Source organism: Falsiroseomonas algicola, assembly GCF_011040385.1.
GTDB classification, from domain to species: Bacteria; Pseudomonadota; Alphaproteobacteria; order Acetobacterales; family Acetobacteraceae; genus Falsiroseomonas; species Falsiroseomonas algicola.
Genome location: NZ_JAAIKB010000008.1, coordinates 52,731 through 64,661, shown reverse-complemented (window position 1 = coordinate 64,661; position 11,931 = coordinate 52,731). Strand labels below are relative to the sequence as shown.

Here is an 11,931-nt window from a genome sequence, read left to right as displayed (position 1 = left end):
CCTCAGCGCAGCGTGCTGGCGAGGCGGGACTGCACGATCCGCACGCGGCTTCCGGGGTCCAGCACCTGCGGGCCCATGGCGACGACCTTGTCGCCCTGCGCCAGCGGGCCGGCGATCTCGGCGGTGGTTTCCGCCAGCGCGCGGATGGAGACGGGCACGGCCTCGATCCGCCCGCCGTCCAGCACGCGCCAGACCATGGGGCCCTGGCCGCGATCATGCAGCGCGGTCAGCGGCAGGGTTGCGACGGCATCCCGCGCGACGGCGAGTCGCACCGTGCCGGTCATGCCGAGCGCGACCCAGTCCGGCGCCTCCGGCAGGGCGAAGCGGATGGCGTAGGTGCGCAGCGTGGCATCGGCCTGGGGCGCCACTTCCCGCAGCGTGGCGGGCAGCGCCGTGTCGGGCCGGGCCCAGAAGCGGGCCTCCGCGCGGGCATCGGCCAGGCCGGGCAGGGCGGATTCGGGCACGCGGACCAGCAATTCACGCTCCGCCGGGTCCGCCAGGCGCAGCACCGCCTGGCCTTCCGGCACCACCTGGCCGGCTTCCGCCAGCAGCGAGGTCACGAAGCCCGGGCCGGGGGCGCGGAGCGTGGCGTAGGAGAGGCGGTTGCGCGCGAGGTCCAGCTGCGCGCGGGCCGAGATCACACGCTCCGCCGCCGCCCGCGCCGCCGCCTGGCGCTGGTCGTCCACGGCCTGGGAGACATGGCCGGCGGCGAGCAGCTGGCGGCCGCGCGCCGCGTCATTGGCGGCCTGGCGGGACTGTGCCGCCGCCGAGGCGAGGTCGGCCTCCGCCGCGCGCAGGCTCAGCGCCAGGTCGGCGGGGTCGAGGGTCGCCAGCACCTGACCGGCCTCGACCAGCTGGCCGACCTCCACCAGGCGGGTCGCGATCCGGCCGCCGGTGCGGAAGCCCACATCGACCTCCCGCCGCGCGCGGACGACGCCGGTATGGGCCGTGACGGCCTCCGCGCCCGAAAGCCGGACTTCGGCGACCTGGACGGCGCGGGGCTGCGGCGCGGGCGAATCGGTGGCGGAGGCCTCCCCCTTGCAGGCGGCAAGCGGCAGCAGGAGCAGCAGGGCGGCGGAGCGGCGGGGGAATGCGGGCATGGGACCTCTCCCGATCGGGACAGGTCCAGTATGGCTACGAAGTGACGAAAGTCAATAATCGTCAGTCGGCATGCGTCACGGGCGGAGCGCCCGCAGCAGCAGGTCCACCATCGCTTCCAGGTCCTGGGCGAGTTCGGTGTCCGACTTGATGTTGGCCATGCATTCCGCGATCAGCCCGGGATGGGTGAAGGGCAGGGTCGCCTGCTTGATGGATTCCGCCGTCCTCTCGGCCTCGATCCCACCGAACTCGCCGCTGGCCAGGCCATCCATCAGGACATGGCGGATGGCGGTCTGGATGCTGTGGATGAAGCGCTCGACCACGCCCCAATGCTCGCTCATCGCGGCCGTCACCATGTCGTGCAGCCGTCTTTCGCTGAAGAACAGGGCCATGTGGCGCTGGTGCAGGGTGCGGAGCAGCAGGCGCAGGCGTTCGCTGGCGGGTTCGCGGCCACGGGCGATGGTCCAGATGTCGCCCTCCACCCCCGTCAGCATGCGGGCCGCGATCGCCTCGTTGATCGCGGATTTGGAGGCGTAGAAGCGATAGATATTGGCCGGCGACATGCCGAGTTCGCGGGCGATGTCGGCCACCGCGGTCTTTTGGTAGCCCATGGAGCGGAACAGCGCCTCGGCGGTGTCCTCGATCCGGCGGCGGGTCTCTTCTGGCGTGGCGCCGCGGCGCAGGGGTTGGGCGGTCGTATTCATGACGGATAACGTATATCGTCAGTCATAAAATTACCAGCCTCCTGCTGCCGTCTTTCCAGGTCGCGCTGGTCGCGCGAGACTGCCGGCATGAGCAGCCCCTACAGCTTCGACCATCTCCATCTCCGCAGCCCGGACCCGGAGGCGGCCGCCGCCTTCTATGTCTCGGCCTTCGACGCGACCATCAAGGCCCGCATGACGCCCGGCGGCAAGCTGCGCGTGGTGCTGGACCTGCACGGCGTGCCGGTCTTCATCGAACAGGTGCCGGCGGACACCCATGCGCCGCCCAAGCCCCCCTTCCTCGGCATCGAGCATATCGGGCTGACGGTGCAGGACATGGACGTGGCGGTCGCGGCCCTGGCCGCCAAGGGCGTGCCCCTGCTGGATGGCCCGCGGGAGGCCCGGCCCGGCGTCCGCATCGCCTTCTTCGGCGCGCCGGATGGCGTGCAGGTGGAGCTGATCGAGCGCAAGGGCTGACGCCCGCCGCGCCATGACCACGCGCTGGCCGCCCATCCTGGCGATCCTGGCCGGCGGCATCCTGGGCGCCGCGCAGATCGGCAAGGTGCCGGCGGCGATGACGACCATCGGCGCCGAATTCGGGCTCGGCCTGGCGGGCGCGGCGCTGCTGGTGTCGTTGTTCGCGTTGATGGCGGCGCTGGGCGGGCTCGCGATCGGGCTGGCGGCGGCGCGGATCGGGCCGAACCGGGCGCTGGTCTCGGGCCTGGCGCTGGGCGCCGTCGCCGCGACGGGCGCCGCGCTGGCGCCGGGGCCGGTCGCGCTGCTGGCGGCGCGGGTGGCGGAGGGAGCCGGCTTCCTTCTGCTGACGGTCGCGGCGCCGGGGCTGATCGCGGGGCTCGCCACGCCGAAGGACCGGCCGACGGCCATGGCGATCTGGGGGGCCTATATGCCGCTCGGCGTCGCGATCGGACTGGCGAGCGCGCCGGTGGTGGCGGGCTTCGGTTGGCGGGCGGCCTGGGGCGGGCTGGCCGTCTTGCTGGCGATGGCCGGCATCGCGTGCTGGCGGATGGTGCCGCCCGCGCCCGTGGCACCCACCGGCGCCTTCCGGCCCATGGGTCAGCAGGTGCGGGCGCTGGTCGCAGCCAGGCGGCCGCTGCAGGTCGCGGCGGCCTTCGCCACCTACAACATCATGTATCTCGGCATCGCGGCCTTCCTGCCGGCACGGCTGGAGAGCCTCGGTGCCGGCACGGGCGTGGCGGGGGTGGCGGCGGCCGTCGCGGCGCTGGCCAATGCGGGGGGGAATATCGGCGCGGGCGCGCTGATGGCGCAGGGCGTGGCGGCGGAGCGGCTGGTCGTGGCGGGGGCGATGGCCATGTCCGTCACGGCGGCGTCCGTCTATCTGGTGCCCTCGGCGGTCGCGGCGACGGCGCTGGCGGTGCTGGCCTGCGGGGTCGGTGGGCTGGTGCCGGCTTCCTGCTTCGCGATCCTGCCGCGGGCCGTGCCGGCGCCCGCGCTGGTGGCGCCGGCGGTCGGGCTCGTCATGCAGGGGAACAACCTGGCGCAGCTGCTGGCGCCGCCGGCGATCGGCGCGCTGGCCGGTATCGCCTGGCCGCTGGCCGCGCTGCCCCTGCTGGCGGCAGGGCTGCTCGCCGCGCTGGCAGGGCGCGCGCTGGGGCGCTGAGTATACGCCGCGCGGGCCTTTTCGTCGGTGCGGGCGCGGCATAGCCTTCGCGCCAGCGCCGATCATCCGCGAAGGGATCCAGCATGAACCGCCGCCATATCTTCGGTCTTGCCGCCGGCGCCGCCGCGCTGCCCGTGCTGGGCGCCCAGGCACGGCCGCTCGACCAGATCCTGTCCACGCGGCGGCTCCGCGCCGGCATCAACCCGACGCTGCCGCCGATGGGCCTGTTCAACGAGCGCAACCAGATCGACGGCTTCGACGCCGATATCGCGCGGGAGATCGCGCGGCGGATGAATGTGGAGCTGGAGATCGTGCAGGTCGGCAGCCCCGACCGCATCCCCTTCCTGCAGTCGGACCGCATCGACATCGTGCTGGGCTCCATCACCCGCACCATCGAGCGCGCGCTGGTCATCGACTACACGGTGCCGCTGCACACGCAGTCCATGGTGGTGCTGACCAAGCAGAGCGGCACGGCGGTGCCGATCAATACGCCGGCCGACCTCAACAACCGCGCGGTGCGGCTGGTGCAGGTGCGCGGCACGGTCGGCGTGCCCTGGATCCAGGCCAATGCGGCGCAGGCGCAGGTCACGCTGCTGGACAACTATCCCGACTGCTTCCGCGCCCTGGCACAGGGGCGGGCGGATGCGATGGTGGATGTGGCGGAATCCATCGTCATCCCGATGCGGAACTTCCCGGTGCAGTGGAAGATCCTGGACCAGGTGCTGGCGAGCTTCTGGGTCGGCATCGGTATGCAGAAGGGCAATTACGGGCTGCGGGACGTGCTGAACGTGATTCTGTTCGAACTGCACCGCTCGGGCTTCGTGAACACGACCTGGGAGAAGTATTTCGGCGTGCCGATGACGACGCCGATCCCGTTCAATCCCATGTTCTGATTCTCCCCACGACAACGCTCCGCGTTGCCGCGGGGGCCCCGTGATGGTTGCTTCTTCTCGAAGGATGGTATGCCCTGCCGAGGCAAAGCCTCGGCAGGCTTGCGGGGGGCGGCGAGTGGCTGAGGCACGGCGTTCCGCATGACGTTGCAATACGGCCAGATCGTCCAATACCTGCCGGACTTCCTGCTCGGCGCGCTGACGGCGCTGTGGATCGCGGCCGTGGCCTTTGCGGGCGGGCTGCTGATCGGGCTCGTCGGCGCCGCGGTGCTGAGCTTCGGCCCGCGCGCGGCGCGCATCCCCGTCATCGCCTATGTCCGCTTCTTCACCTACACGCCGCAGTTGGTGCAGATCTTCTTCCTGTTCTTCGCGCTGCCCGAGGCCGGCATCACGCTCTCCCCCGTCGCCGCCGTGCTGATCGGCATGACGCTGAATGCCGGCGCCTACCTGACGGAGATCGAGCGCGCGGGGTTCGAGAGCGTGCCGCGCGCGGAGCTGGATGCGGCGGAGACGCTGGGCTTCAGCCGCGCGCAGACCGTCTGGTACGTCATCGCGCCGCATGTCGTCCGCGCGCTGTATCCGGCGCTGTCCAGCCACTACATCATCATGACGCTCGGCACCTCCATGGCCGCGATCTTCGGGGTGGAGGAGCTGACCGGCCGCGCGCTGAACGCGAATGCGATCAGCTTCCGATCGGTGGAAATCTTCTCCGTCGTCGCCGTGATCTATGTCGTGCTGACGATCATCGCCTCCACCCTGCTATGGCTGGTCGGGCGCTGGCTGTTCCGCGTGAAGGCGAAGGCCTTCTGATGTCGGCCTGGGACATCATCCTGATGGAGGCCCCCCGGTTCTTCACCTGGTGGAACCTGAAGTTCCTGGCGGAGGCGCTGGGCAACACGCTGCTGGCCTCCGTCGCGGGCTGCGCGATCGGCTACGCCATCGGCTTCGTCATGGCGGTGCTGCGGCTGCCGCAGGTGATGCCGGTGGCGCCGGTGCGGGCGGCGGCCATCCTCTGGGTGGAAATCTTCCGCCGCATCCCCTTCCTGGTGCTGCTGCTGCTGGTCTTCTTCCTCAGCCAGTTCGCGAAGCTGGAGGCGCCGCTCTGGGTCATCGCCGTCACGGCCGTCGCGCTGCGCATGTCGGCGCTGGCCGCGGAGAATATCCGCGCGGGGTTCGAGACGGTGAAGCGCACGCAGTGGGAGGCCGCGCTGACGATGAATATCGGCGCGCTGACGACGCTGTGGCGCGTGGTGCTGCCGCAGAGCTGGCGCGTGATCCTGCCGCCCTCCATCGTCCACATCCTGTCGATGGTGAAGGAGACGTCGCTGGTCAGCCAGATCGGCTTCATCGAGGTGACGTTTGCCGCGAAGATGCTGACGCAGCGCGGCTTCTCCGCGCTGCTGACCTATGGCACGGCGCTGGTGCTGTATTTCTGCGTGAGCTTCGTGCTGGCGAATCTCGGCCGCTATGCGGAGCGCCGCCTCACAGCCCGGAAGCCTTCATCGCTGCCCGCAGCATAGCGGCTTCCTCGCCCTCCACCGGCGGCTGGGGCGGGCGGATGGCGGGGCAGGGGATGATGCCCATCTCGACCAGGCAGAATTTCAGGCGGGCGGTGGCGCGGCCACCGGGCGGCGCGCCATAGATCGCCTCCGCCAGCGGTTCCAGCTGCTCGTGCAGCGCGCGGGCGCGGGGCAGGTCGTCGGCGCGCACGGCAGCGTCGAGCGCCACGATCTCATCCGGCATGAGGTCCGCCAGCGAGACCAGCGATCCGTCGGAGCCATGCACGTAGCAGGCGAAGAGGTGTTCGTCGCCGCTGGCGCAGACCGCGACATCGGGGCGCTTCCCGCGCAGCTGGCGGCGCAGCGCGTCATAGCCATCGACCTCCCACCCGCCTTCCTTGATGCCCACCACTTCGGGGATGTCGAGGAGTGCGTCCAGGGTTGCGGGCGTGAACCCCATGCGGCCGGCGGCGTGGTGGGCCTGGAAGAGCCAGATCGGCATGCCGGGCACGGCATCGCGGATGGTGCGGTGGTGCAGGACCGACTGCGCGGTGGAATGGGCGAGCGCGAAGCTATTGGGCAGGAAGACCATGATGGCGTCGGCGCCGGCCTCCCGGGCGTCGCGCGCCTCGGCCGCCGCTTCCAGGCTGCTCTCCGCATTCACGCCGGCGACGACGATGCGGGAGGCGCCGACGGTCGCGACCGTGACCTCCACCGCGCGCTTCTTCTCCGCGCGGGACATGACGAAGTTCTCGCCCGCATGGCCGTTCATCAGCACGCCGGCGATGCCGTCGCGCAGCGTGCAATGCGCGGTGTGCTTCGCATAGGCGTCCCAGTCCGGCGAGAAATCCGCGCGCATCGGCAGGACGGTGGAGGGATAGATGCCGTGGAAGCGCGTCGGGCCTTCGGGAATCATGCGGCCTGGTCCTTCGCCAGCAGGCGGTCGATGGGGAACAGCGGGAGTTCGGGCGCCTGGCCGCAGATGGCCTGGGCCAGGAGTTTCCCCATGTAGGGGCCGCTGGTGTAGCCGGAATGGACGCTGCCGATGATCCAGGCATCCGCCACGCCGGGGATCGGGCCGATGGCGGGCAGGGCGTCCGCCGTCTCGGCCTCCAGCCCCAGCCAGGACCGCACGACGCGGGCATCGCGCAGCGCGGGGATGGTGTGGGCGGCGAGGCGCACATTGCCGAGGAAGCTGTCCGGCTTCACGGCGAGGCCGCCGCGCTGCCGGTCCCCGATGCCCTGCCAGCCGCCGCCGATCAGCACCGTGCCGTTCGCGTATTGCTTCAGGCTCAGAAGTCCGGAGGCGACGCCGAGCACCGTGCGCATCACCGGCGGCAGGCGTTCCGTGACGACGAGCTGGTTGATCAGCACCTTGATCGGCAGTGTGATGCCGAGCCAGGCGGCCATGTCCTGCAGCCAGACGCCGCCGGCCAGCACGAGTCGCGTGGCGCGGATCTCGCCTTCTTCCGTGTCGATGGAGAAGCCGGGCTGCACGCCGCGTACGGCGCAGCGCTCCCGCAGATCGACGCCGGCATTGAGCAGCGCGGGGCGGAAGGCGCGGCCCGTGAGGTAGGCGCTGGTGAATCCATCGATGGGGCAATGGCCGGCGAGCAGCGCCTTGTCGGAGAGGCCGGGCTCGATCTCCCGCGCCCGCGCGGTGGAGACGATCTCGATGGGCGCGCCGGCCTGGCGGCGGAAATGCGCGCGCTCCTCCAGCATCGCCACCTCATGCTCGGTGAAGGCGACGGAGAGGCCGGGGCAATCCACGGCCTGCACATGGCCGCCATCGCACCATTCGCCCATGCGCATCCACATCGCATGCGCGCGCAGCGCGTAGGGGATGAGGGCGGCGCGCGTCATCTGCATGGTCAGCGTGCCGGCATTCACGCCCGACGCCTCCCGGCAGATCTCGCCGCGGTCGAGCAGCACGACTTTCATGCCGGCGCGGGCCAGGTGCAGCGCGGTGCTGCAGCCCATCACGCCGGCGCCGATCACGGCGACATCATAGGGCGCGGTCATATCGGCGCGGGCCTCGGCACGGGGATGTCGGCATAGTCGAAATCGCCGAGCAGCGCGTCCATCGCCACGGGGCGCAGCGGCACGCGGCCGGTGGCGAAGCCGGCCTTCTCGCGCCCGCCGACCTTCGCGGCGACGAGTTCCGCCGCGGCCTCCCCGCACATCCGTCCCTGGCAGGGGCCCATCCCGCAGCGCGTGAACTGCTTCACCTGGTTCATCGCCGTCGCGCCATCGGTGACAGCGGCCTCGATCTGTGCGCGTGTCACGCCCTCGCAACGGCAGATGATGGTGTCGGGAGGGATGGCGGCGACCAGCGCCGGGCGCAGCGCCATCATCCGCGCCATGGCGCCGCCGGCGCGCGCGGCGCGGGCGAAATTGGCGGCGGGGGCGCTGCGCGCCGTGGCATGCGTGGTTGAATCAATCAGGCCGAGGTCGCGCAGCGCGGCCAGCGCGGCGAGGCGGCCGGAGGCCGGCGCGGCGGCGGCACCGCGCACGCCCGATCCATCGCCGCAGGCATAGAGCCGCGCGATCGAAGTGCGGCGGTCCTCGTCCAGCACCGGCACCCAGCCGCCGGCCGTGGCCTCGTAGCGATGCGCGGCGCGGAAGGCGCGCGTGGCTTCCGTGGCCGGCACCAGGCCATGGCCGATGGTGAGCGCATCGCAATCGATGACGCGTTCCTCGCCGCCGCCGAGCGGTGCGACGCGGACGCGGCGCAGCACCTTGTCACCCTCCGCGGCGACGATGCGATGCGCGGGCAGGATGGGCACGCCCTTCAGCGTCAGGCTCGCGCGCCAGGCGGCGCCGCGCGTCAGAAGGTCCGGCCGCGCCATCAGCGCGGGCAGCGCGGCCAGCCATTCGCTGGTCGCAGCGAGGTCCACCACCGCGGCGACCGTCGCGCCCGCCTTCGCCACCTTGGCCGCGACGGCGTAGAGCAGCGGGCCCGCGCCGGCGACCACCACGCGTCGTCCCGGCAGCACGCCATTTGCCTTCAGCAGGATCGTCGCCGCGGCCAGGCCGAGCACGCCGGGCAGCGTCCAGCCGGGGAAGGGGATGATGCGTTCATGCGTGCCGGTGGCGAGCACCAGCGCACGCGCCTCCGTCACGCTGTTGCTGCCATCCGGCGCCAGCGCATCGATGCGGAACGGCGCGGCATCCTCGCCGAGCGGCACGAGAGGCCCGCCGCCGACACCCCAGACGCGATGGCCCGTCTTCACGACGGCGCCGCTCGCGGCGAGGGCGGCGCGTAGCGCATCGCCTTCCAGCCTGTCGGGATCGGCGGGCATGGCATAGCCCGCGGGTGGCGCGCGGTAGACCTGGCCGCCGGGCGCGGGGCTTTCGTCGAAGACAACGACGGAGGCGCCGCGCTGTGCGGCCTCCGTCGCCGCGGCCATGCCGGCGGGCCCTGCGCCAATGACAGCGACATCGATCATGCCGGCGTTACCACCATGCCCGCGCGCACCAGCACCAGGCAGGCCTGCGCGAGCCGCCCGTCGACGCGCAACAGGCATTGCTGGCACACGCCCATCATGCAGAGCGCGGCGCGCGGGCGCGCGGGATCGAGACCATCGCCCAATCGACGTATACCGCATGCGATCAAGGCGGCGGCGAGGCTTTCGCCTTCCGGTGCGCTGAACGTCGCGCCATCGAAGGTGAAGGCGACGGGTGCGGGGCGCGTCATGCCCGCGATGCGAAGATCATCTGCCACGCTTGTGAGCATATCGCGGCGTGCGATCACGTCCATGCCCTCTATCTCGCTTGACGCCGGTGCGATCCGCCAAGGACACTCCCCCGCAACGGAACCGGGTTGGGAGTGCGGGCTTGGCCTTCCTCGCGCTTGATGGGCTGACCGCCAGCTATGGCGGCAAGGCGGATGTGCTGAGCGACGTCTCGCTGCGCTTCGCGAAGGGCGAGGTGGTGGGGCTGATCGGGCCCTCGGGTTCGGGCAAATCCTCGCTGCTGCGCGCGCTGGTCGGGCTGCTGAAGCCGCGCGCGGGGAAGGTGACGATCGGCGACGAGGTGGTGGATTACGGCAGCCGCGCCAGCCTGCGCGCGGCGCGCGACCGCTTCGCCATCGTCTTCCAGCAATACAACCTGTTCCAGAACATGACGGCGCTGCGCAACGTCGCCATCGCGCCGACCCTGGTGAAGAAGCGCCCCTCCGCACAGGTGGAGGAGGAGGCGCGCGCGCTGCTGACCAAGGTCGGGCTCGGCGCGAAGTTCAACGCCTATCCGGATGAGTTGTCGGGCGGGCAGCAGCAGCGCGTGGCGATCGCCCGCGCGCTGGCCCTGCATCCCGACATCCTGCTGCTGGACGAGGTGACCAGCGCGCTCGACCCCGAACTGGTGAACGAGGTGCTGGATACGATCCGCGCCCTGCACGCGGATGGCATGACGATGCTGATCGTCAGCCATGAGATGGCCTTCATCCGGGAGGTCGCGACCACCGTCGTCTTCATGGACCAAGGGCGCGTCGTCGAAGTCGGTCCGCCGGCGCAGATCTTCGACGCCCCCCAGAGCCCACGCCTGAAGGAGTTCACTGCCAAGATCCTGCGGCACTGACGCCGCCAACCGGGAGAGCCTGCATGACCGATCGTCGTCGCCTCTTCGTCGGGGGCGCCGCCGCGGCTGCCGCCGGCGCCGCGCTCGTCACCCCGACAGCCGCCTCCGCGCGGCCGCTCGAGGATGTGTTGCGATCCCAGGAACTGCGCGTCGGCGTGAACCCGACGCTGCCGCCGCGGGCGCTGTTCAACGAACGCAACCAGATCGACGGCTTCGAGCCCGAGTTGGCGGCGGCCATCGCGCAGAAGCTCGGCGTGCGCCTCGCGCTGCAGGCGGTGGGATCGCCGGATCGCATCCCGATGGTGGCCTCCGGCCGCATCGACTTCGTGATGGGCGCCATGAGCCGCACCAGCGAGCGCGCCAAGATCATCGACTACACCGTGCCCGTGCATTCCGAGAATTACGGTATCCTTTCCGTCGCAGGGCGGGGGCTCACGACCCTCGAGGCGTTGAACCGGCCGGAGGTCACGCTGGCGCAGGTGCGCGGCACCACCGCCATTCCCTACATCGCCCGCGTCATCCCGCGCGCGCAGGTGCTGCTGCTCGACAACTATCCCGACCGCAACCGCGCCATCGCCCAGGGGCGCGCGCAGGCGAGCTTCGATGGCGTCGATGCCGTCCGTTTCGCGCTCCGGCCCTTCAACCAGGTGCAGTGGGACGTGACGGCAGTGCCGGAATTCGGCGTGACCTATTCGGGCCTCGGCGTCGCGAAGAACAACCACTCGCTCCGCAACTGGCTGAACATCGCGCTGTATGAGTTGCACAATGACGGCACGATCGAGCGGCTGTGGGAGAAGTGGTTCGACGGGCCGATGCTGACCAAGGTGCCGCACAGCCCGTTCTTCTGAGATGAGCTATTCGCTCATCTATTCGCAGGTCACCGGCCACATACCCTATCTGCTGGCCGGGGCCTGGCTGACGCTGCAGCTCGCGGCGATTTCCTTCGTCGTGGGCTGGGTGATCGGGTTGTTCAACGCGACCATCCTCTCCTACGGCCCACGCGGCGCGCGATGGTTCGTGCAGGGCTATGTCACCTTCTTCATCAACACGCCGCTGCTGGTGCAGGTCTTCTTCATCTTCTTCGTGCTGCCGGAGGCGGGCATCCTGCTCTCGCCCTATGCGGCCGTCGCCATCGGCATGTCGCTGAACGCCGGCGCCTACCTGACGGAAATCCAGCGCGCCGGCTTCGCTTCCCTCCGCCGGGCGGAGATCGATGCGGCGACGGCGATGGGGTTCTCGCTGCCCCAGATGGTCTGGTACGTGATCGTGCCGCACATCGCGAAGGCGCTGTATCCGCCGCTGGCGAACCAGTTCATCATCCAGGTGATGACGACCTCCATCGCCGCCATCTTCGCGGTGGAGGAACTGACCGGCCGTGCCTACAACGTCAACAGCCTGACCTTCCGCTCGCTCGAAGTCTTCTCCATCACGGCCGTCATCTACATCGCGCTGACGCTGGTCTGCAGCCTGGCGCTGGCGCTGATCGGCCGCTGGCTGTTCCGCGTCCAGGCGAAGGTGATCTGACG

The 11,931-nt window shown here is 70.7% G+C and carries 14 protein-coding genes; 8 read left to right on the top strand and 6 right to left on the bottom strand.

Going from position 1 to position 11,931, the window contains the following annotated elements:
- Positions 1–2: 2 nt before the first annotated feature.
- Both G3576_RS19180 and G3576_RS19175 read right to left on the bottom strand, forming a co-directional pair.
- A complete protein-coding gene (locus G3576_RS19180; RefSeq protein WP_164696051.1) occupies positions 3–1,100 on the bottom strand; it encodes an efflux RND transporter periplasmic adaptor subunit in 1,098 nt (365 codons plus the stop codon).
- A 75-nt stretch (positions 1,101–1,175) separates the two neighbouring features.
- Positions 1,176–1,802 (bottom strand): TetR/AcrR family transcriptional regulator, encoded by a 627-nt coding sequence (locus tag G3576_RS19175; RefSeq protein WP_164696050.1) that lies wholly within the window; start codon positions 1,800–1,802, stop codon positions 1,176–1,178.
- Between the two features lie 87 nt (positions 1,803–1,889).
- On the opposite strand from G3576_RS19175, the gene G3576_RS19170 reads away from it, so the two are divergent.
- The 5 genes from G3576_RS19170 to G3576_RS19150 all read left to right on the top strand — a co-directional run bounded on the left by G3576_RS19170 (position 1,890) and on the right by G3576_RS19150 (position 5,848).
- Positions 1,890–2,276 (top strand): VOC family protein, encoded by a 387-nt coding sequence (locus G3576_RS19170; protein ID WP_164696049.1) that lies wholly within the window; start codon positions 1,890–1,892, stop codon positions 2,274–2,276.
- Positions 2,277–2,289: 13 nt separating this feature from the next.
- Positions 2,290–3,438, top strand: coding sequence for an MFS transporter (locus tag G3576_RS19165; RefSeq protein WP_164696048.1), 1,149 nt, complete (start codon positions 2,290–2,292; stop codon positions 3,436–3,438).
- An 83-nt stretch (positions 3,439–3,521) separates the two neighbouring features.
- Positions 3,522–4,331 carry a transporter substrate-binding domain-containing protein gene (locus G3576_RS19160; protein WP_164696047.1) on the top strand — a complete coding sequence of 270 codons (810 nt, stop codon included), beginning with the start codon at positions 3,522–3,524 and terminating at the stop codon, positions 4,329–4,331.
- Positions 4,332–4,469: 138 nt separating this feature from the next.
- Positions 4,470–5,138, top strand: coding sequence for an amino acid ABC transporter permease (locus G3576_RS19155; RefSeq protein WP_164696046.1), 669 nt, complete (start codon positions 4,470–4,472; stop codon positions 5,136–5,138).
- Entirely contained in the window at positions 5,138–5,848 is a 711-nt protein-coding gene (locus G3576_RS19150) for an amino acid ABC transporter permease (protein ID WP_164696045.1), read from the top strand. The genes G3576_RS19155 and G3576_RS19150 overlap by 1 nt, the downstream gene beginning before the upstream one ends.
- On the opposite strand, the gene G3576_RS19145 is transcribed toward G3576_RS19150, so the two are convergent.
- Genes G3576_RS19145 through G3576_RS19130 form a run of 4 tightly spaced genes read right to left on the bottom strand, consistent with a single transcriptional unit; the run spans position 5,811 to position 9,587 of the window.
- A complete protein-coding gene (locus tag G3576_RS19145) occupies positions 5,811–6,743 on the bottom strand; it encodes a dihydrodipicolinate synthase family protein (protein WP_164696044.1) in 933 nt (310 codons plus the stop codon). The two genes, G3576_RS19150 and G3576_RS19145, sit on opposite strands and share 38 nt — an antisense overlap.
- Complete coding sequence (locus G3576_RS19140) at positions 6,740–7,849, bottom strand: NAD(P)/FAD-dependent oxidoreductase (RefSeq protein ID WP_164696043.1); 1,110 nt, start codon at positions 7,847–7,849, stop codon at positions 6,740–6,742. The genes G3576_RS19145 and G3576_RS19140 overlap by 4 nt, the downstream gene beginning before the upstream one ends.
- Complete coding sequence (locus G3576_RS19135; protein WP_164696042.1) at positions 7,846–9,276, bottom strand: FAD/NAD(P)-dependent oxidoreductase; 1,431 nt, start codon at positions 9,274–9,276, stop codon at positions 7,846–7,848. The genes G3576_RS19140 and G3576_RS19135 overlap by 4 nt, the downstream gene beginning before the upstream one ends.
- Complete coding sequence (locus G3576_RS19130; RefSeq protein ID WP_207622912.1) at positions 9,273–9,587, bottom strand: (2Fe-2S)-binding protein; 315 nt, start codon at positions 9,585–9,587, stop codon at positions 9,273–9,275. The genes G3576_RS19135 and G3576_RS19130 overlap by 4 nt, the downstream gene beginning before the upstream one ends.
- 77 nt (positions 9,588–9,664) lie before the next feature.
- Here G3576_RS19130 and G3576_RS19125 point away from each other — a divergent pair, with 77 nt between their 5' ends.
- Genes G3576_RS19125 through G3576_RS19115 form a run of 3 tightly spaced genes read left to right on the top strand, consistent with a single transcriptional unit; the run spans position 9,665 to position 11,929 of the window.
- Complete coding sequence (locus G3576_RS19125) at positions 9,665–10,405, top strand: amino acid ABC transporter ATP-binding protein (protein ID WP_164696041.1); 741 nt, start codon at positions 9,665–9,667, stop codon at positions 10,403–10,405.
- Between the two features lie 23 nt (positions 10,406–10,428).
- On the top strand, positions 10,429–11,253 hold the full coding sequence (locus G3576_RS19120) for a transporter substrate-binding domain-containing protein (RefSeq protein ID WP_164696040.1): 825 nt from the start codon (positions 10,429–10,431) through the stop codon (positions 11,251–11,253).
- 1 nt (position 11,254) lies between these two features.
- A complete protein-coding gene (locus G3576_RS19115; protein WP_164696039.1) occupies positions 11,255–11,929 on the top strand; it encodes an amino acid ABC transporter permease in 675 nt (224 codons plus the stop codon).
- Positions 11,930–11,931 lie beyond the last annotated feature (2 nt).